Annotated in this window: 13 protein-coding genes; 9 read left to right on the top strand and 4 right to left on the bottom strand. The window is 63.8% G+C overall.

Translation table 11 applies throughout. The annotated features are described in order from the left end of the window. Positions 1–8 precede the first annotated feature (8 nt). Together TO66_RS10485 and TO66_RS10490 are read left to right on the top strand one after the other, a co-directional pair. On the top strand, positions 9–707 hold the full coding sequence (locus TO66_RS10485) for a DUF1266 domain-containing protein (RefSeq protein WP_044462263.1): 699 nt from the start codon (positions 9–11) through the stop codon (positions 705–707). Beyond that, positions 704–3,412 (top strand): DUF805 domain-containing protein, encoded by a 2,709-nt coding sequence (locus TO66_RS10490; RefSeq protein ID WP_044462264.1) that lies wholly within the window; start codon positions 704–706, stop codon positions 3,410–3,412. Before TO66_RS10485 ends, TO66_RS10490 begins: the two co-directional genes overlap by 4 nt. Here TO66_RS10490 and TO66_RS10495 read toward each other — a convergent pair. The 3 genes from TO66_RS10495 to TO66_RS10505 form a co-directional block, all read right to left on the bottom strand. Further along, a complete protein-coding gene (locus TO66_RS10495; protein WP_044462265.1) occupies positions 3,409–5,097 on the bottom strand; it encodes a molecular chaperone HscC in 1,689 nt (562 codons plus the stop codon). The two genes, TO66_RS10490 and TO66_RS10495, sit on opposite strands and share 4 nt — an antisense overlap. A gap of 108 nt (positions 5,098–5,205) precedes the next feature. Next, positions 5,206–8,484 carry an EAL domain-containing protein gene (locus tag TO66_RS10500; RefSeq protein ID WP_044462266.1) on the bottom strand — a complete coding sequence of 1,093 codons (3,279 nt, stop codon included), beginning with the start codon at positions 8,482–8,484 and terminating at the stop codon, positions 5,206–5,208. Between the two features lie 80 nt (positions 8,485–8,564). Continuing rightward, positions 8,565–9,455, bottom strand: coding sequence for a LysR family transcriptional regulator (locus TO66_RS10505; RefSeq protein ID WP_044462267.1), 891 nt, complete (start codon positions 9,453–9,455; stop codon positions 8,565–8,567). A 145-nt stretch (positions 9,456–9,600) separates the two neighbouring features. On the opposite strand from TO66_RS10505, the gene leuC reads away from it, so the two are divergent. From leuC to TO66_RS10535, 6 genes are all read left to right on the top strand, one after another. After that, a complete protein-coding gene (gene leuC, locus TO66_RS10510; RefSeq protein WP_044462268.1) occupies positions 9,601–11,019 on the top strand; it encodes a 3-isopropylmalate dehydratase large subunit in 1,419 nt (472 codons plus the stop codon). A 10-nt stretch (positions 11,020–11,029) separates the two neighbouring features. Next, positions 11,030–11,674: a 3-isopropylmalate dehydratase small subunit gene (gene leuD, locus TO66_RS10515; protein ID WP_044462269.1), complete on the top strand. Its 645-nt coding sequence runs from the start codon at positions 11,030–11,032 to the stop codon at positions 11,672–11,674. Positions 11,675–11,844: 170 nt separating this feature from the next. Then, a complete protein-coding gene (gene leuB, locus TO66_RS10520; protein WP_044462270.1) occupies positions 11,845–12,927 on the top strand; it encodes a 3-isopropylmalate dehydrogenase in 1,083 nt (360 codons plus the stop codon). A gap of 54 nt (positions 12,928–12,981) precedes the next feature. Continuing rightward, complete coding sequence (gene asd, locus TO66_RS10525) at positions 12,982–14,094, top strand: aspartate-semialdehyde dehydrogenase (RefSeq protein WP_007921989.1); 1,113 nt, start codon at positions 12,982–12,984, stop codon at positions 14,092–14,094. 189 nt (positions 14,095–14,283) lie between these two features. Further along, positions 14,284–15,294, top strand: coding sequence for an aspartate-semialdehyde dehydrogenase (locus TO66_RS10530; protein ID WP_044462271.1), 1,011 nt, complete (start codon positions 14,284–14,286; stop codon positions 15,292–15,294). Positions 15,295–15,496: 202 nt separating this feature from the next. After that, positions 15,497–18,121: a FimV/HubP family polar landmark protein gene (locus tag TO66_RS10535; protein ID WP_044462272.1), complete on the top strand. Its 2,625-nt coding sequence runs from the start codon at positions 15,497–15,499 to the stop codon at positions 18,119–18,121. A gap of 77 nt (positions 18,122–18,198) precedes the next feature. Here TO66_RS10535 and TO66_RS10540 read toward each other — a convergent pair whose 3' ends face one another. Beyond that, a complete protein-coding gene (locus tag TO66_RS10540) occupies positions 18,199–18,858 on the bottom strand; it encodes a M24 family metallopeptidase (RefSeq protein ID WP_044462273.1) in 660 nt (219 codons plus the stop codon). Between the two features lie 223 nt (positions 18,859–19,081). On the opposite strand from TO66_RS10540, the gene truA reads away from it, so the two are divergent. Further along, the gene (truA, locus tag TO66_RS10545) at positions 19,082–19,906 is read left to right on the top strand and encodes a tRNA pseudouridine(38-40) synthase TruA (RefSeq protein ID WP_044462274.1); all 825 of its coding nucleotides are present in this window, start codon (positions 19,082–19,084) and stop codon (positions 19,904–19,906) included. Positions 19,907–19,930 lie beyond the last annotated feature (24 nt).

Below are 19,930 nucleotides of genomic sequence, written 5' to 3' on the forward strand. Positions count from 1 at the left end.
GCCTTTTCATGGATGAGATTCAACAGCGCTGGCTGTACGGCCTCTCTGCGCCGATGGTGGCGCTTAATCCTCCCGCCGAATACGCCGAGCCGGCGTTCTTTGCCAACCCGCAAGCCATCGACTTGCAAGGCAGTTGGGGTCTCAATGACCGGCCGCAATTGCTGGACATGCTCAAGCGCATGACCGATGGGGGGCATGCCAGGCACCTCGACGGGGCCTATCGCGCCTGGCAGCGCTGTTTGCCCAGTGAATGGCAGGCGCTGCTCGAAACCCTCGAGCCCCGGGAGCGCGTCCTCCATGAGTTCGCCAGCCGCACCTTTGGCAGTTGCGGGCCGGGCGGGATCCTGTCCTGGGACTACGGGCGCATGGGTTTTCTCTTGCGTTGTGGCGTGCGCAACCGCTGGATCGACCAGGCCGAGAGCCTTTGGCTGCACAGTCGGCTGGCCGTCAGGGCGCAATATCACTACGGCAGCTGGCTGGCCTATTTCAACGGGTTCCTGATCGGTCGATCGTTCTGGGGTTGCCTGGGTAACAGTGACGACGAGCTCGCTTTCGAACTGGACCGCCAGGGGCAATTCCCCACGACGCTGCTTGTCGGCCGGGAGCTTCATCGACACATGCCCACCTTCCTTGCGGACCTGCCCTGGCACCTGGATCTGGAATTGCCGCAATGCCCGGCATCGCTTGAGGAGTTCGACTGGTCATGAGTTGCTGGATACGCCTGGGCATCGAACCCACCACCGATGAAACATTGATTCGCGATGCCTATCGGGCACGTCTGCCGGAGCATCATCCGGAGACGGACCCCGAAGGTTTCCAGGCGCTGCGCCAGGCCTACGAAAGTGCTATCCGGCTGGCGCGCGACGACGAGGAAGAGGATGAGGCCGAAGACGAAGAGCATTCGCCAGAGCCTTACGAGTCGCCGGCGCAGCAGACCTTTATCGAGCTGGACGCGTTACTGAAAGACCCTGCGCGACGCTTCAACCTGGAGGCCTGGCAGGCCTTTGTCAAAAGCCTGGACCGGTTGCCGCTCGGCGAGCTGGATGACATGCGTTGGGGCCTGTTCAGGAAAATGCTCGAAGCCGGGCCGTTCTCCCACGACGGAGCGGGGCTGCTGGCCGCGCGCGTGGGCTGGGAGCGGCAACTGCTGGAGCTGGGCTTCGATCAGGCCCGGCACGTCGAGGCTTTCCTCAACCGGCTCAAGGAGCCGGAACCTTTCGACACCACAGGAATGAACAACTGGTCGGCCGCTGCACAGGTGGAAAGCCTGTGGTACGCGCGCAGTCTCGATTTCATTTTCACCCAGCGTCCGCTCCATGAGTTCGAGGACTTCGCCAGCCAGCCCACCTGCCTGCCGCTGCCGAACGATCCGCGGTTTATCAAGCGCCTGCTGGTGCGTTTCACTCAGGCCGGCATCGGCGGCCAGGGGTTGTTGCAGCTGTGTATCGAGCAGCAGCGCGAAGCGCCGGACGATCTGGACTGGCTGTATTTGCTGGCGAGCCAGAGCAGCCTGCTGGGGCTGGACGATCAGGCACTGCCCTGCTGGATCCGTCTTTGGCAGGAGCAGCGCCACCCCAAGGCCGAAAGCCAGTTGCTGGCCTTGTGCGCCAAGCGCCAACCGGACTGTCTGCCGCTGTTGATCCAGGCCTTCGATCGTCTGGCGGATGTCAGCGACTGGCCAGCCGATTTTGGCCTCGCCACTCAGAAATACGGCAGCCCGTCCCAACGTCCCGAGACCCTGGCGCGCTGGATGGGCATTGGGCAACTCGACCTGCACCTGCAAGGCCTGGCGCAAAGCTTTATCGACTGGCGGATGCGCGGCGATGAACTTCCACTGCTGGCGCTGTTGTTGGGCGAGCACGGCGACAGCCGATTGTTGCGCCTGTACCGGCATGCCTGGGCCTTGCACCGCGGCGATGCGCAGCTGTTGCAGCAGGTGCTGGATGAGCCGATGCCCGTGGATGCGCTCGAAGGGTTGGTGCTGAGCGGGTTCAAGTACCAGGCTGGGCAGCATCTGCGCTGGTTGCGCCAGGCGCCGATCCCGCTGGCGATGACGGCGTTCGTCGACGAAGGGGCGGCGTTCGAGCCGCTGGCCGGGGCGCTTGAGCAAGGTGAGCCGCACAAGATTTGCCGGTTGTGGCTGCGCCGATTGCGCCCCTACGGCCAGGCTGCGCTGGAGCGTATCGGCGAAGTCTTTGCGTTGAGCGATCAGGACGCCGACAGCGACCTGACGTTACTGAACCTGCTGTTGCAGTTGAGCCAGCGTGGCGTCGTCTTGCCGTCGCCAGGGCAGGCCGGGGCTGTGTGGCAGTGGCATGCCCAGACGATGTTCCTGCTGGCCTTGCTGGATCAGCCGGAACGCTGGCTGCAAGCGATCGACGGGCAATGCCTGGAACGCCTGGAGTTCAATCCCGCGCATCCGCTCAGTCGAGTACAACCGCTGTTGTGCCGATTGAGTCGCGAACAGGGCGACCTCAGCGGTCTGCTCGGCTGGCTGCAGGTGGAGGATCCGGTGCACGCCATGCTCGCCCGGCAGTTGCTCGGCGTTCAAGAGGCGCTCGACAGCGCGCGGCTGCTGAGCAACGACCGCTTGCTCGAGTGCATGCGCGGCGACCTGCATGCCTTCGGCGACGATCTGCTCGGGCGCATGCTCCTGAGCGGCGTGCTCTATCACGATCCGCTGGTCGATGCGCAGCAGCGTCGCTATCTGCTGGACAGGATCACCGAGATCACCAACCCCCAGGACTGGTTCGACGGCTTTCGCCACGGCTTGATCAAGGGCGAGCCGCCACACCCGCCCCGGCAGACGCTGATCGAAGACGAAGGGATCGACAGCGATGCCTTTTACCTGGCCCTCGATGTGCTCAAGGGGCTGGTGCGTTACGGCAGTGCCGGTGTGCCGCGACAGAAAGTGCTGCTGCGCATGCAGCGGGCCAAGGACAACCCCGCCCATGGGCTCGGCCTGCGGTTTGCCTTCAGTGCGCTGCTGTCCTGGAGCGAACGTCTGCTGCTGGCCAAGGCCGACAGCCGCCCTGTGCCGGCCGGGGCGTTCTGGCGCCTGGGCAGCCGGCTGGGGCGTGGGGCGTTTATCTGGCAGGTGCTGGGCACACTGCTGGCTGCCCCGGTGCTGGCGTTGTTCAGCGGTGAGTCGACATCCGGGATCGCCGTGCTGTTGCTGGGCATCGTGTTCTTGCTCGGCGCCACGCTGCGCCGACTGCATGACATCGGCCGTGGCATCCCGACCTTGCTGGTGCTGGGTTGCCTGTCGCCGTTCTTTCCGTTTCTGCCGCTGGTGTTGTTCGCCTTCCCCGGCGACAAGCTGCCCAACCGCTATGGCGTGGTGCCGGACAGTGCTGCAGAAGAGGCACTGCCCGGAGGCTTGCAGGCGGCGTTGCGACGGCTCGAGGGTTAGAGGTGCAGTTGATCCAGCGCCTGGTTCAACTGGGTACGGTGGCTGGCGATCTCTGACGGTCGCTGGCCGCCGAGCACGCTGGTGAAGGTGTCCAGCCAGTCGGCGATCCGTTCGCGTTCTTCCCCCAGGCTTTGCATCCACGCCCGTTCCAGGCGAGCCAGCAGGGTGCGGTTGGGCAGGGCGTCGCGGGGGTGGATTTTCAGCGCGGTCAGCCGTTCATGGCTGGCTTGCCGGGCTTGTTCGTCGAGCCCGGTGGGGCTGCGGTCGATGCTGTGGCTATGGCGTTCGCCGCTGGCGAGCAGCGTCACGTCGACCTCGAGCAGGCCGTTGATGTCATAGCTGAAGCGCACGTCGAGATCCTGGATCTGTTCGCTGGGCGTCAACGGCACGGTGAAGGCGTCGATGAAAATATTGTCCCGCACCCAGGGCCGCTCCCCCTGGTACACCTCGATGCTGATCAGATCCTGGTTCGGGTAGGTGGTGTGAAACTGCTTCACTCGTGACGTCGGGATTACCGTGTTGCGTTCGATGATCGGCGAAAAGACCCCGTTGACTTCGCCACGGCGGGTCAGGATTCCCAGGGTGTAGGGACAGACGTCGGTCAGGATCAGTTCTTCGATGGCCCCATCCCGGGCCTTGCAGGCCGCCTGGGTGGCGGCGCCCAGGGCGACGATGGTGTCCGGGTCGAGGTGGCGGTAAGGCAGGCGTCCGAACAGCGTGGCGACCATTTGCTGCACCGCCGGCATCCGGGTCGCGCCGCCCACCAGCACCAGGCTGTCGAGGTCGCGGGGCTTGAGGCGGGCGTCGCGCAGGGCCTGCTCGATGGGCGCCCGCAGCCGGCCCAGCAGCGGCTCCCAGATCTTCAGCGCCAGGCCTTCGTCCAGGGCCCATTCATGAGTCTGGTCGCCATGACGCCAGCTCAGCGCCTGCGGACCTTCGCCGAGCTTGCGCTTGAGCTGCTCCAGGGCGTCGCCCAGGCTGGCCATGCCGTGGGCGTCGAGCTGCTCCGGGGTCAATTGCCAGTCCTTGAGGCAGGCCTGCAACAAGGCATCGGTGAAGTCTTCGCCGCCCAGAAAGTTGTCGCCGGTGGAGGCGTGGACCTCGATCAACGGCAGCGCATATTCCAGCACCGTGACGTCGAAGGTGCCGCCGCCCAGGTCGAAGATCAGCGTGCGTTCGAACTTCTGTTCATGCAGGCCGTAGGCCATGGCGGCGGCGGTGGGCTCGTTGATCAGCCGAGACACCGTCAGGCCCGCCAGTTCGGCGGCGAACAGCGTGCGTTTGCGCTGCTCGTCGCTGAAGTAGGCGGGCACCGAAACCACCGCCTCCTGCACCGGATGGCCGAGAAAGGCTTCGGCGTCCTGCTTGAGCGAACCGATCACTAGCGCCGAGAGTTCCTCCGGGCTGAACGAGCGGTCGCCCAGTTCCAGACGCTTGTCGCTGCCCATGAAGCGCTTGAAGGCGGCGGCTGTGCGTTGCGGGTGGGTAGTCAGGCGGGCCCGCGCCGCCTGGCCGACCAGAATGCTGTCGTCGTCATCGACGCTGACCACCGATGGGGTGAGGACATCGCCGAGGGCATTGGGGATCAACTGGGCGCGGCCGTCCTGCCAGACGGCGATCAGGCTGTTGGTGGTGCCAAGGTCAATGCCCAGCAGGGCCGGGCGGGGGAGGGTTGCATCCTGCATGATCGATCTCGTGGGGCTGTCGCAAAGAAGGCGACCCTACAGGTTGCGCGAAACACTGGCAATTGCCCGGCCGCTGCCTGCCGGGCCGGCGCTTGGCGCGCTGGTGATTCACGCCAGCAGCGCCTTCAGCTCCTCCAGCGGCAGCGGCCGGCTGTGCAGATAACCCTGGTACAGGTGGCAGCCCAGGCCCTGGAGAAATTCCAGTTGTTTGACGGTTTCCACCCCTTCGGCGATCACCTCCAGGTTCAGGCTGCGCGCCATGGCGACGATGGCGCGCACGATCTCGGCGTCGTTGGGATCGTGCGTGGCGTCGCGGACGAAGGATTGATCGATTTTCAGCGTGTCCACCGGCAGGCGCTTGAGGTAGGTCAGCGACGAGTAGCCTGTGCCGAAGTCGTCCATGGCGAAACTGACGCCGAGTTTTTTCAGCCGGCGCATCTTGCTGATGGTGTCTTCCAGGTTCTGGATCACGATGCCTTCGGTGATTTCCAGCTTCAGCAGCGCAGGCGGGATCTGATAATGGCTCAGGCTGCGCTCGATACGTTCGACGAAGTCGTTCTGGCGAAATTGCCGCGGGCTGATGTTCACGCACAGGCGGAAGTCGAGCGGGTCCACCAGCCCCTCGGCGATCAGGCGGCTGAAGGCCTGGCAGGCCTCGTCGAGAATCCAGGTGCCGACTTCGAGGATCAGGCCGCTTTCTTCCAGGACCTTGATGAATTCGTTGGGTGGCTGGGCCCCCAGTTCGGGGTGATGCCACCGCACCAGGGTCTCGGCACCGACGATCCGGTTGCCACGGGCATCCACTTGCGGCTGGAAGTGCACGCTGAATTCGCCCCGGGACAAGGCCAGGCGCAGGTCGGTTTCCATGCGCAGGCGCTCGCTGGCGGCTTTCTGCATGGTGTTGTGGAACATCTGGGTGGTGTTGCGCCCGGAGTCCTTGGCCCGGTACAGCGCGATATCGGCGCGCTTGAGCAGGTCGGTGGGGGTCGAGCCATGATCGGGAATCAGGGCGACGCCGATGCTCGGCGTCACCTGCAGGCGCTGGCCGTCGAGGAACATCGGCTCGGAGAGCAGTTCGCGCAGGGTGTCGGCCAGCTCCCGGACCTGATCGTTGACCTCGTTGCGCGTGCCTTCCAGGCCGCTGAGCAGGACCACGAACTCGTCGCCGCCCAGGCGCGCGACCGTGTCTTCCATGCGCACGCTGGCCTCGAGCCGCGCGGTGACGATCTTCAGCACGGTGTCGCCCACCGGGTGACCGAGGGAGTCGTTGATGTGCTTGAAATGATCCAGGTCGAGGAACAGCAGGGCGCCGCGCAGATTGTGGCGCTTGAGCAGGGCGATCTGCTGGCTCAGGCGATCCATCAGCAGGGCGCGGTTGGGCAGGTTGGTCAGCGGGTCGTGGTAGGCCAGGTGGCGAATCTGCGCCTGGGCATTCTTCAGCAGGCTGACATCCCGCGCGGTGAGCAGCAGGCAGTCGGTTTCATTGAGGGTAATGGGCTCGACCGAGACTTCGACCGTCAGCAGGTCGCCGTGCTTGTTGCGCCCGAGCATTTCCAGGTGATGGACCCGGCCCTTGAGCTGCAGCTCGGCGAGCAGGAGCGCGCGCTGTTTTTCCTCGGCCCAGATGCCGACCTGATACACGGTGCGGCCGATCACTTCTTCGGCGCGGTAGCCGGTCAGGCGGCAGAAGCCGTCGTTGACTTCCAGGTAACGCCCGGTGTCGCGCTCGGTGATGGTGATGGCGTCGGGGCTGGAGTGGAAGGCCTTGGCGAACTTCTCTTCGCTGGCCTTCAGGGCGGCCTCGGCGCGTTGCTGCTGGGTGATGTCGCGCAGCGTGGTGACGATGCAGGGCTGTTTGTCGACGGTGATCTGCCGGCTGGAAATGATGCAGGTCAGGAGTTGCCCGTCCTTGTGCCGGACCACCACCGCGACGTTGTTCAGCGCCTGTTCGCGGATCACCTGCTCGACCCGTTGCAGGCGCTGGGCGGAGTCGTCCCACAGGCCGATCTGGTCGGCGCTGCGGTTGAGTACTTCGTCGACGGTCCAGCCGAACGTCTGGGTAAAGCTGGAGTTGATCTCGATGAACTGCCCGGTTTCCTGGAGCGTGACGCAGATCGGGTCCGGGCTGACCTGGAACAGGCTGGCGAATTTCTCTTCCGAGGTCGCCAGGCGTTGCTCGCGCTCGACCTGTTCGGTGATGTCCAGCAAGGTCCCGGCCATGCGCAGCGGGTTGCCCTGCTCGTCGCGATAGAGGCGGGCACGGCTTTCCAGGAAGCGTGACGAGCCGTCGGCCAGTTGTACGCGGTAGGTCAGTTGATAACTGCCGGCCGGCCCCTCGCGCAGGCTGCGATAGGCGTCGCGCATGGTGCTGCGCTCTTCGTCGGGCACGCCTTCGAAAAAGGCATCGAACGACTCGTGGAACGGCTGTGGTTCCAGGCCGTGCAATTGCGCGGCGCGGGCCGAGCCGTAGAGCATGCCGCTGGGAATGTGCCAGTCCCAGGTGCCGAGCTGGGCCGAGTCCAGGGCCAGGTCGAGGCGTTCCTGGCTGTCTTTGAGGGCTTGTTCGGCAAGCTTGCGTTCGCTGGTATCGAGGAAGGTGCTGAGCAGGTAGGCCTGGCCTTCCAGCTCGACCTTCTGGGCGCTGAGGATGCCGTCGTGAATCTGCCCGTTGCTGGCGCGCAACTGCACTTCGAGGCTGGCGGCCTGGCCCCTTTTCTGCACGGCCTTGATCAGTTGTGCGCGTTGTTCCACGTCGACCCACAGGCCCAGTTCGAGGGTGGTACGGCCGATGACGTGTTGGACCGGCCAGCCGAACAGGCTTTCGAAGTACTGGTTGGCTTCGCTGATCAGGCCATCCTCCAGGCGGGTCAGCAGCACCATGTTGGGGCACAGGTGAAATAGCGTGGCGAAGCGTTTTTCCGAACTGCTGAGCGCCTGTTCCCGTTGGCGCTGCTGGGTGATCTCGCGGATCACCCCGATCATTCGGGGCTTGCCGTTTTTGTCCGGCAGGACGCTGCCGTTGATTTCCAGCCAGTGCAGGCTGCCGTCCGGCCAGCGGATGCGGTGGTGCATCGCCTGTTCCAGCGGCGCGCCGGCCAGCACCGAATGAAAGGCGCGGATGGTCCTGGCCCGATCCTCTTCCGGCAGCAGGTCGAGGTATTCCAGGTCCTTGGGCAGCGGTTGGCGCGGATCGAAGCCGAACAGCGCCTGGGTCCCCCGCGACCAACTGATTTGCCCGCTCTCGATGTCCCAGTACCAGGCACCCAGGCGTGCGCCGTTGAGGGCCGCCAGCAGCTGCGGGGCGCTCTCCCAGCTTTGCTCGGACTCCTTGGGGTCGAGCGCGTGAATGCGTGGCATGGGCGGTGTGCGGTCAGCGGGTTTGGGCATGAGCAGCGGGCCTTGGGCTGAAAAGAGCGTTGGCGCGGGATTCGGGGGATCAATGGCTGGCACAAGTCATGCCCGGGCTCTTATGCCTTGATCCCTGGCCAGTCGACTTGTGCATCCAGTAAAGCCATGAAGGCCCGCGCGGCATTCGACAGCGTCCGTTCGGTATGCAGGATATAGCCTAGCTGGCGAGTGAGCTGTATGCCCGGCAATGGAATGCGGGCTACCTGCTCGTCGAGCATGGTGCGGGGCAGGACGCTCCAGGCCAGGCCGATGGAAACCATCATCTTGATGGTTTCCAGGTAGTTGGTGCTCATGGCGATGTTCGGGGTCAGCCCCTGGGCCTCGAACAGGCGCTGGACAATATGGTGGGTAAAGGTATTGCCGCCGGGAAATACCGCCGGATGCAGGGCGATATCGGCCAGGCTGACCGTGCCGTTGCTCACCAGCGGATGCTCGGGGGCGGCGACGAAGTCCAGCGGGTCGTCCCAGACCGGCGTGGCCTTGACCAGGGCATGCGGTTCGGGGGCCAGGGTGATCACCGCCAGTTCGGCGCGGCCGTGCAGGATCTCTTCGTAGGCCACTTCCGAGTCGAGGAACTGGATGTCCAGGGCCACTTCCGGATAACGGCGGGTGAAAGCGCGCAACAAGGGCGGCAAGCGGTGCAGGCCGATATGGTGGCTGGTGGCCAGGGTCAGGCGGCCACTGACTTCGCCGGTGAGGTTGGTCAGCGCCCGGCGGGTGTCGTCCAGCACGTTGAGAATCTGGTAGGCCCGCGGCAGCAGGGCCCGGCCGGCCTCGGTCAGGCCCACTTCGCGACCCAGGCGATCGAACAGGCGCACGTTGAGTTGCTGCTCAAGACCGGCGATGCGCTTGCTGATGGCGGGCTGGGTCAGGTGCAGGCGCTCACCGGCCCCGGAGAAGCTGCCGGTCTCGGCGATCGCGATAAAGGCATTGAGGTTGGCCAGGTCCATATTTGTATTCCAGTTGGTTATCCAAAGTATAAAAAATATGAATTTGAGTTATTTAATGTAACGCCATAGCATCAGCCTCACAAGCCAAGGGGTTATTGACCGGTGTCAGAGACCCGCGGCATAGAAAATGATGAGGAACCGTCTGATGGCCGGCAAAACGCTCTACGACAAGCTCTGGGATTCGCATTTGGTCAAGCAGCGCGACGATGGTTCGGCGCTGATCTACATCGATCGTCACATCATCCATGAAGTGACCTCGCCGCAAGCCTTCGAAGGCCTGCGCCTGGCCGGGCGCAAGCCTTGGCGGATCGACGCCAACATCGCGACCCCGGATCACAACGTGCCGACCACGCCGGAGCGCAAGGGCGGCATCGCTGCCATCGCCGATCAGGTTTCGCGCCTGCAGGTGCAGACCCTCGATGACAACTGCGACGAATACGGCATCGTCGAATTCAAGATGAACGACGTGCGCCAGGGCATCGTCCACGTCATCGGCCCGGAGCAGGGTGCCACCTTGCCTGGCATGACCGTGGTCTGCGGCGACTCGCACACCTCGACCCACGGTGCCTTCGGCGCCCTGGCCCACGGGATCGGCACCTCCGAGGTCGAGCACGTGCTCGCCACCCAGTGCCTGGTCGCCAAGAAAATGAAGAACATGCTGGTGCGGGTCGAGGGCAAATTGCCCTTTGGCGTGACCGCTAAGGACATCGTCCTGGCCGTGATCGGCAAGATCGGCACCGCCGGCGGTAACGGCCATGCCATCGAGTTCGCCGGCAGCGCGATTCGCGACCTGTCCATCGAAGGCCGCATGACCATCTGCAACATGTCCATCGAGGCCGGTGCCCGGGTGGGCCTGGTGGCGGCGGACGAAAAGACCGTGGAATACGTCAAGGGCCGTCCGTTCGCGCCGAAAGGCGCAGAGTGGGACCTCGCCGTCGCCGCCTGGAAAGACCTGGTGTCCGACGCCGATGCGGTTTTCGACACCGTGGTCGAGCTGGACGCCGCGCAGATCAAGCCGCAGGTCAGCTGGGGCACCTCCCCGGAAATGGTGCTGGCCGTCGACCAGAACGTGCCGGACCCGGCCAGGGAAACGGACCTGGTCAAGCGCGACTCGATCGTCCGTGCCTTGAAATACATGGGCTTGACCGCCAACCAGGCGATCACCGACATCCAGCTGGACCGGGTATTCATCGGTTCCTGCACCAACTCGCGGATCGAGGACCTGCGCGCCGCGGCCGTCATCGCCAAGGGCCGCAAGGTCGCCTCGACCATCAAGCAGGCCATCGTGGTGCCGGGCTCGGGCCTGGTGAAGGCCCAGGCGGAGGCGGAAGGCCTGGACAAGATCTTCCTCGAGGCCGGCTTCGAATGGCGCGAGCCGGGCTGCTCGATGTGCCTGGCGATGAACCCGGACCGCCTGGAATCCGGCGAGCATTGCGCGTCGACCTCGAACCGCAACTTCGAAGGTCGCCAGGGCGCCGGTGGCCGTACTCACCTGGTCAGCCCAGCCATGGCCGCCGCGGCAGCCGTCAGCGGGCGTTTCGTCGATGTCCGTGAATTGATCTAAGGAGCGCAGCATGAAAGCTTTCACCCAGCACACCGGTCTTGTCGCGCCTTTGGATCGTGCCAACGTCGACACCGACCAGATCATCCCCAAGCAATTCCTCAAGTCGATCAAGCGCACCGGCTTCGGCCCGAACCTGTTCGACGAATGGCGTTACCTGGATGTCGGCCAGCCGTACCAGGACAACTCCAAGCGCCCGCTGAACAAGGACTTCGTGCTCAATGCCGAGCGCTACCAGGGCGCCAGCGTGTTGCTGGCCCGGGAAAACTTCGGTTGCGGCTCCAGCCGCGAGCACGCACCCTGGGCGCTGGAGGAGTATGGTTTTCGCAGCATCATCGCCCCGAGCTACGCCGACATCTTCTTCAACAACAGCTTCAAGAACGGCTTGCTGCCGATCATCCTGAGCGACGCGGAAGTCGACGAACTGTTCCAGCAGGTCGAGACAACTCCCGGCTACCAGCTGCAGATCGATCTGCAGGCCCAGACCGTGACCCGTCCCGATGGCAAGGTGCTGAAGTTCGAGATCGACGCGTTCCGCAAGCATTGCCTGCTCAACGGCCTGGACGATATCGGCCTGACCTTGCAGGACAGCGACGCGATCGCGGCCTTCGAGACCAAGCATCGGGCCAGCCAGCCCTGGTTGTTCCGCGACGCTTGATTGGCATTTGTCGGCGCGGGCGTGCTCGCGCTAGGCTCCGAAGCCATTTTGCAAAAACACGACGGGCTTGAGATTCAGGCCCGTGCTTCGTTCTCTACAAGAGCAACGGACGCAGCAGGTAGCATTTTTCCGGGCGTGCCCAGCACACCGACAGAGCAAATGAGGAAAGCATGAGCAAGCAGATTCTGATTCTCCCGGGTGACGGTATCGGTCCGGAAATCATGGCCGAGGCGGTCAAGGTGCTGGAACTGGCCAACGCCAAGTACAGCCTGGGCTTCGAGTTGAATCACGATGTGATCGGTGGCGCCGCCATCGACAAGCACGGCGTGCCGCTGGCCGATGAAACCCTGGACCGCGCGCGCGCGGCCGATGCCGTGCTGCTGGGCGCGGTGGGCGGCCCGAAATGGGACAAGATCGAGCGCGATATCCGCCCTGAGCGCGGCCTGTTGAAGATTCGTGCGCAACTGGGCCTGTTCGGCAACCTGCGTCCGGCGATTCTCTACCCGCAACTGGCCGACGCTTCCAGCCTCAAGCCGGAGATCGTGTCTGGCCTGGATATCCTCATCGTTCGCGAGCTGACCGGCGGCATCTACTTCGGCGCCCCGCGCGGCACCCGCACGCTGGAAAACGGCGAGCGCCAGTCCTATGACACCCTGCCGTACAGCGAGAGCGAAATCCGCCGTATCGCCCGCGTCGGTTTCGACATGGCCCGCGTGCGCGGCAAGAAGCTGTGCTCGGTGGACAAGGCCAACGTCCTGGCGTCCAGCCAGCTGTGGCGCGAAGTGGTCGAGCAAGTGGCCAAGGATTACCCGGATGTCGAGCTGAGCCACATGTACGTCGACAACGCCGCCATGCAACTGGTGCGGGCGCCCAAGCAGTTCGACGTGATCGTCACCGACAACATGTTCGGCGACATCCTTTCCGACGAAGCGTCGATGCTTACCGGTTCCATCGGCATGCTGCCGTCGGCCTCGCTGGATGCCAACAACAAGGGCATGTACGAGCCCTGCCACGGTTCGGCCCCGGACATTGCCGGGCAGGGCATCGCCAACCCGCTGGCGACCATCCTGTCGGTGTCGATGATGCTGCGTTACAGCTTCAACCTGAACGACGCGGCGGATGCCATCGAGCAGGCCGTAAGCCGCGTGCTGGACCAGGGCCTGCGCACGGGCGACATCTGGTCGGCCGGTTGCACCCGGGTGGGGACGCAGGAAATGGGCGATGCAGTAGTCGCCGCGCTGCGGAATCTGTAATCTTTCGGGCCCACCGCTCAGACGGTGGCCCACTTTTGTATAGGTGTAGTTGCGATGAAACGTGTAGGTCTGATCGGTTGGCGCGGTATGGTCGGTTCCGTGCTCATGCAGCGGATGCTTGAAGAGCAGGACTTCGATCTTATCGAGCCGGTGTTTTTCACCACGTCCAATGTCGGTGGCCAAGGCCCGTCCGTGGGCAAGGACATTGCTCCGCTCAAGGACGCTTACAGCATTGAAGAGCTGAAGACCCTCGATGTGATTCTGACCTGCCAGGGCGGCGACTACACCAGCGAAGTCTTCCCCAAGCTGCGCGAAGCCGGCTGGCAGGGCTACTGGATCGATGCCGCGTCCAGTCTGCGCATGCAGGACGACGCGGTGATCATCCTCGATCCGGTGAACCGCAAGGTCATCGACCAGCAACTGGACTCCGGCACCAAGAACTACATCGGCGGCAATTGCACCGTCAGCCTGATGCTGATGGGCCTGGGTGGCCTGTTCGAGGCGGGCCTGGTGGAATGGATGAGCGCCATGACCTATCAGGCGGCCTCCGGCGCCGGCGCGCAGAACATGCGTGAACTGATCAAGCAGATGGGCGCGACCCACGCCGCCGTGGCGGATGACCTGGCCAACCCGGCCAGCGCCATTCTCGACATCGACCGCAAGGTCGCCGAAGCCATGCGCAGCGATGCCTATCCGACCGAGAACTTCGGCGTGCCGCTGGCCGGCAGCCTGATCCCGTGGATCGACAAGGAACTGCCGAACGGCCAGAGCCGCGAAGAGTGGAAGGCCCAGGCCGAAACCAACAAGATCCTCGGCCGGTTCAAGAGCCCGATCCCGGTCGATGGCATCTGCGTGCGCATCGGCGCCATGCGCTGCCACAGCCAGGCGTTGACCATCAAGCTGAACAAGGACGTGCCGATCGCCGATATCGAAGGGCTGATCAGCCAGCACAATCCCTGGGTCAAGCTGGTGCCGAACCAGCGCGACATCAGCATGCAGGAGCTGAGCCCGACCAAGGTCACCGGCACCCTGAACATCCCGGTGGGGCGTCTGCGCAAGCTCAACATGGGCTCGCAGTTCCTCGGCGCGTTCACCGTGGGCGACCAGCTGTTGTGGGGCGCTGCCGAGCCGCTGCGCCGCATGCTGCGGATCCTGCTCGAGCGTTGATCGCCTGAAGCATCGACGAAGCCCGTGCCTTGCAAGAGGTGCGGGCTTTTTCATATCCGGGCGGGGGGCTGATGGCCGGTCGCGACACTATTTACGAAAAGTCTGATGCCAAACAGCGAGTCGAGAAATTGCCTCGCTTCCAAGCGCCGGGTAAAGTGCCGCTCCCCCCGTTTCGCCAGAGGTAGCACCATGAACCAGTCCTTTGATATCGCCGTGATCGGTGCCACCGGAACGGTTGGCGAAACCCTCGTCCAGATTCTCGAAGAGCGCGACTTTCCGGTCGCCAGCCTGCACCTGCTGGCCAGCAGCGAGTCGGCGGGGCATTCGGTGCTGTTCCGCGGGAAGAACCTGCGGGTGCGCGAGGTCGACGAATTCGATTTCGCCAAGGTACGGCTGGCCTTTTTCGCCGCGGGCCCGGCGGTGACCCTGAGTTTTGCGCCCCGGGCCACGGCGGCCGGCTGTGCGGTGATCGACCTGTCGGGCGCGCTGCCTTCGGCGCAGGCGCCGAACCTGGTGCCAGAGGCCAATGGCGCGCTGTTGAGCGGCCTGAGCAAGCCTGTGCAACTGAGCAGCCCAAGCGCTGCGGCCACCTCGCTGGCCGTGGTCCTGGCCCCCTTGCAGGCCCTGTTCGATATTCAGCGGGTCAGCCTGGTCGCCAGCCTGGCAGTGTCGACCCAGGGGCGCGAGGCCGTGACCGAACTGGCGCGGCAGACCGCCGAACTGCTCAACGCCCGGCCGCTGGAGCCACGTTTCTTCGATCGGCAGATGGCGTTCAATCTGCTGGCGCAGGTCGGAACGCCGGACGCCCAGGGTCATACCTTGTTGGAAAAACGCCTGGTCCGCGAGTTGCGCGAAGTGCTGGCACAGCCTTTATTAAAGATTTCTGTCAGTTGCATTCAAGCCCCGGTGTTTTTTGGCGATAGCTATAGCGTGACTCTGCAGTCAGGCGGCGCCATCGATCTGGAGGCGGTGAATGCCGCGCTGGAAGCGGCACCAGGCGTGGAACTGGTGGAGGCGGGCGACTATCCGACCGCGGTCGGCGATGCGGTCGGGCAGGATGTGGTCTACGTTGGTCGAGTGCGTGCGGGGATCGACGACCCGGCGGAACTTAATCTGTGGCTGACGTCAGATAACGTACGCAAAGGGGCCGCGCTCAATGCCGTGCAACTGGCTGAGTTGTTGATAAAAGACCTTCTGTAAAAGATACTTGGCAACAATTTGCAGAATGATTCTAGCCGGGCGCTAAGCTTGGCTGGTGCTGGAGGCGAGCTGCCGTCAGGGGCTTCCAAGGCATGCAGACACAATCGAGCGAAGCGGTCTCCCAGGCCGCGCGCAATGCCTCAGGGCAGCAGCTACAACACCTTCTCGCTGGCCGAGGAATGTTCAAACAAAGGATGAGGCTATGGTTCAAGTTCGCAAACTGGTGTTAGCAATAGCGGCCGCGTCGGCGCTGTCCTCCGGTATGGCGCAGGCGCTTGGGCTCGGGGAGCTGACCCTGAAGTCGACGCTGAACCAGCCGCTGGTTGCAGAAATCGAGTTGCTGGACGTCAAGGATCTCACTGCCGCCGAAGTGGTGCCGAGCCTGGCCTCGCCCGAAGATTTCGCCAAGGCCGGGGTCGACCGCCAGGCGTTTCTCAATGACCTGAGCTTCACGCCGGTACTCAATGCCAGTGGCAAGAGTGTCCTGCGGGTTACCTCGAGCCAGCCGCTCTCCGAACCGATGGTCAAGTTCCTGGTGCAGGTGATGTGGCCCAATGGCCGCCTGCTGCGCGATTACAGTGTATTGCTCGACCCCTCCAAGTTTTCCCCGCAGACCGCCGAAGCTGCCGCGCAATCCACGGCAGCCCGGGCCCCGGCGGTTTCGGCACCGGTTACCGGCGCCAACCAGCCTACCCAATACACCACCTCGCCCCGCGACACGCTGTGGGAAATCGCCGCCAAGGCGCGCAATGGCGGCTCGGTGCAGCAAACCATGCTGGCCATCCAGGCGCTGAACCCGGACGCCTTCATCGATGGCAATATCAACCGCCTGAAAACCGGCCAAGTGTTGCGCCTGCCCGACGCGGTGCAGAGCACCAGCCTGCCTCAGCCGCAAGCGATTGCCGAGGTGGCGGCACAGAATGCGGCCTGGCGCCAGGGGCGTCGCCTGGCGCCGCGCGGTGCCCAGCAGCAACTGGACGGCACCCGGCGCGCGGGTGCGGACAAGGCGCCTGCGCAGGGCGCGGCCAAGGACAATCTGAGCCTGGTGTCTGCCGAGTCCGGCAAGGCGCGGGGCAAGGGGGCCGCCGGCGACAGCCAGGCCCTGAGCAACAAGCTGGCGGTGACCCAGGAAAGCCTCGACTCGACCCGGCGCGATAACGCCGAGCTGAAAAGCCGGATGGCTGACCTGCAGAGCCAGCTCGACAAGTTGCAGCGCCTGATCGAGTTGAAGAACGATCAATTGGCCAAGTTGCAGGCCGAAGGCGCGTCGGCGCCGGCGCAGCCATCGGCCGCGATGCCGGCGCAACTGGCCGAGCAGCCTGCTGCTCCAGCCGCGCCGGTGACTGATCCGGCGGCCACCGCGGCTCCAGCCGAAGAGCCGTCTACCCAGGCGCCCGCGCCGGCGTCCGATGAAGACAAGTACAACGAGCTGCTGACCAACCCGATCCTCCTGGGTCTGGCGGGCGGCGGTGCGGTGCTGGTGCTCTTGTTGCTGCTGTTGCTGGCGCGTCGTCGCAAGGCTCAGCAGGAAGCGGAAAAGCACCTGCGCATGGCGCGTGCCCTGTCTGAAGAGGCTGAGCTGTCCAAGGACCTGGATCTGCCGGAAAGCAGCTTCGAGGGCCTTGAAGTTCCTGCTCCGAGCGTCAAGCTCGCTCCAGCTCCAGCTCCAGCTCCAGCTCCAGCTCCAGCTCCAGCTCCAGCTCCAGCTCCAGCTCCAGCTCCAGTCGTGGCGCCCGTGGCCGTTGCGCCTGTGGTCGCCGCGAACGAGCATCCGGTCGATGTCCTGGACCAGGCTCAGTCCCATATCGATGCAGGGCGTCTGAACCAGGCTGCGGCCATCCTGGAGGAGGCCGTCAAGCTGGAGCCTCAGCGTAGCGAACTGCGTCTGAAGCTGATGGAGGTCTATGGTCATCAGGGTGATCGCAGCGCCTTTGTGGCCCAAGAGCGTCAGTTGGTGGCCAATGGCAAGAACCACGCTGAAGTCGAACAACTGAAAAGCCGCTTCCCGGCGATGGTGGCGGTCGCTGCCGCCGCCGGGCTTGGGGCGGCCGCCGCCGCGGCAGAGCTGGATGCTCAATACGTCAAGGAACTGTTGCTCGATGAGCCGCAGGAGCCTGCTGCGGCGCCAGTCGTCGATGACCTGGACACCGATTTCGATCTGAGCCTGGATGATCTGGAGGCGGCTTCGCCGGCGTCCTTGGCTCCAGCCGCGTCGGAACCCGAACTCGAGCTGGACGAATTCCCGCTGGATGATGACCTGAGTTTCGAGTCGGTACTGCAGCAGCAAACCGAAGCCAAGGAAAGTCTGGACGATCTGTCGGATTTCGATCTGGATCTGGGGGAGGATCTTCCTGCTGCGGCGCAAGCAGACGAAGATTTCCTGCTCGGCCTGGACGACGATCTGAAGGATCTGCCGGCGGCCGAGGTGCCAACGGTTACCGAAGCGCCACTCGACGATCTTGAACTGCCAGCGGACTTCGATCTGTCCCTGGCTGACGAGATGGATGCGCAGCCCGATGCCAAGGACGCATTCGCGTCCGAGCTCGATGATGTCAACGCCGAGCTGGACCGCTTTTCCCAGAGCCTCGAACAGCCAGCGCTGGACGAACCGACCTTTACCGCGGATGACGCGGCGGGCAGTGCCGGCGAAGAGGATTTCGATTTCCTTTCTGGCGCCGACGAGGTGGCGACCAAGCTCGATCTGGCCCAGGCCTATATCGACATGGGCGATAACGATGGTGCGCGGGATATTCTCGGGGAAGTCATCAGCGAAGGTAACGACGGTCAGAAAAGCGAAGCCAAGGAAATGCTCGCGCGTCTGGTCTGATCCCGCTGTAGGGCTCAGCAACGGCAGCCATCGAGGCTGCCGTTTTTATTTGCGCGGCCGTGGCCAGCGCTTGACGATCAGGCCAGCAGGTCTTCGTAAAATGCCCCGAACGGCCGGGTAGGGTGGGCGATCTGGATTTCCAGGATCCATAGTCCGACGTTGGGGCATTGCTCGAAGTTGCCCAGGTCGCCGGCTCGGTAGATGGCGTGGGGGAAGTCGCTGACCCTGTGTCCCTTGATCTCCAGGTTCAGCACCCAGCCCATGGCGCTGGCTTGCTCCTGGGCATAGCGATACAGCGCGGGGCCGGCCACTTTGTGTTCGCCCCAATAATCACGAACCTGTTCAAACAGCGTCTTGGCTGCTGCAGCGCAAGCATGCATCTCGGGGTCGTCGCCGGTGACGAAGGTTGCGCCGCAATCGCCTTCATGGCGGTCCCAGACGACTCCCAGGTCGATAAAGAAGATGTCGTTTTCGCCTAGCGCCGGATCGCCTTCGGAGCGCTGCTTGAAGGTCTTCAGGGTGTTTTCGCCAAAGCGGATCAGCGCCGGGTGCCAGATTCTGTCCATGCCCAGCTCGGCAAGAACTTCCAGCCCCAGTGCGCGAGCCTGGGATTCGAGCATGCCTGGTCGGATGCGACCGGCGATCGCGGTGATGGCTTCCCAGGTCTTGTGCTTGGCATGGAGCATGCCCTGCAGGCTGTAGGCGGCACCTACGGCTTCTTTATCGATGGCGGTCATGGATCAGGTTCCGGTCGGGGGATGGGTTTCGTTATATAGATCGATATATAGCGTTTGCTGGGGGCGTCATGCAATCCCGTTTGCTCAGTCGCTGATTCATCCGTCATCCCAACTAAAAACAGGCGGTGCATGGCGTCTGCTGGCGCGCGCTTTATAATGGCCGCCTTTGCGCATATCAGCAGGCTGTAAGTTCTTGGCAAATATAGATAACGCGGCCGCCGAAATGGCGGCCGCAGGCTTTTTCAGAATCGCGTTGGGTGTCGAATACAAGGGTTCGCGTTATCGCGGCTGGCAGCGTCAGGCTTCCGGCGTGCCGAGCGTCCAGGAAACTCTTGAGACGGCCCTGTCCAGAGTGGCGGATTCGCCGGTGCTGCTGTCCTGCGCCGGACGTACCGACGCGGGGGTGCATGCCTGTGGTCAGGTGGTGCATTTCGATACCCAGGCCGAGCGGTCGATGAAGGCGTGGGTAATGGGGGCCAATATCAACCTGCCCCATGACATCAGCGTGAGTTGGGCCAAGGTCATGCCGGCGCACTTTCACGCGCGGTTCAAGGCGATTGCCCGCCGTTATCGCTATGTGATCTACAACGACCAGATTCGTCCGGCGCACCTGAACGAAGAGGTCACCTGGAACCACCGTCCGCTGGATGTCGAACGCATGGCAGAAGCGGCCGGCTATCTGGTGGGCACCCATGATTTCAGTGCCTTTCGTGCCGGCCAATGCCAGGCCAAATCGCCGATCAAGGAGATCCATCATCTGCGGGTGACCCGGCACGGCAAGATGATCGTCCTGGATATCCGTGCCAGCGCGTTCCTGCACCACATGGTGCGCAACATCGCCGGGGTATTGATGACCATCGGCGCAGGGGAGCGTCCGGTCGAGTGGGCCAGGGAGGTGCTGGAAAGCCGGATCCGCCGTACGGGTGGGGTGACCGCGCATCCTTTTGGCCTGTATCTGGTGCAGGTCGAATACCGTGATGAGTTCGAATTGCCGGAGCGATACATCGGGCCACATTTCCTCACCGGCTTCACGGAACTTGACGGCTGACGCCCGGAAAAGCATTTGCTACCA

It is taken from the genome of Pseudomonas sp. MRSN 12121 (assembly GCF_000931465.1).
Classification (GTDB): Bacteria; Pseudomonadota; Gammaproteobacteria; order Pseudomonadales; family Pseudomonadaceae; genus Aquipseudomonas.

Bases quoted from the DNA above. Each gene is read 5' to 3' on its own strand.
- TO66_RS10485 (WP_044462263.1), top strand. From the start codon at position 9: ATGGATGAGATTCAACAGCGCTGGCTGTACGGCCTCTCTGCGCCGATG.
- TO66_RS10490 (WP_044462264.1), top strand. From the start codon at position 704: ATGAGTTGCTGGATACGCCTGGGCATCGAACCCACCACCGATGAAACA.
- TO66_RS10495 (WP_044462265.1), bottom strand. From the start codon at position 5,097: ATGCAGGATGCAACCCTCCCCCGCCCGGCCCTGCTGGGCATTGACCTT.
- TO66_RS10500 (WP_044462266.1), bottom strand. From the start codon at position 8,484: ATGCCCAAACCCGCTGACCGCACACCGCCCATGCCACGCATTCACGCG.
- TO66_RS10505 (WP_044462267.1), bottom strand. From the start codon at position 9,455: ATGGACCTGGCCAACCTCAATGCCTTTATCGCGATCGCCGAGACCGGC.
- leuC (WP_044462268.1), top strand. From the start codon at position 9,601: ATGGCCGGCAAAACGCTCTACGACAAGCTCTGGGATTCGCATTTGGTC.
- leuD (WP_044462269.1), top strand. From the start codon at position 11,030: ATGAAAGCTTTCACCCAGCACACCGGTCTTGTCGCGCCTTTGGATCGT.
- leuB (WP_044462270.1), top strand. From the start codon at position 11,845: ATGAGCAAGCAGATTCTGATTCTCCCGGGTGACGGTATCGGTCCGGAA.
- asd (WP_007921989.1), top strand. From the start codon at position 12,982: ATGAAACGTGTAGGTCTGATCGGTTGGCGCGGTATGGTCGGTTCCGTG.
- TO66_RS10530 (WP_044462271.1), top strand. From the start codon at position 14,284: ATGAACCAGTCCTTTGATATCGCCGTGATCGGTGCCACCGGAACGGTT.
- TO66_RS10535 (WP_044462272.1), top strand. From the start codon at position 15,497: ATGGTTCAAGTTCGCAAACTGGTGTTAGCAATAGCGGCCGCGTCGGCG.
- TO66_RS10540 (WP_044462273.1), bottom strand. From the start codon at position 18,858: ATGACCGCCATCGATAAAGAAGCCGTAGGTGCCGCCTACAGCCTGCAG.
- truA (WP_044462274.1), top strand. From the start codon at position 19,082: ATGGCGGCCGCAGGCTTTTTCAGAATCGCGTTGGGTGTCGAATACAAG.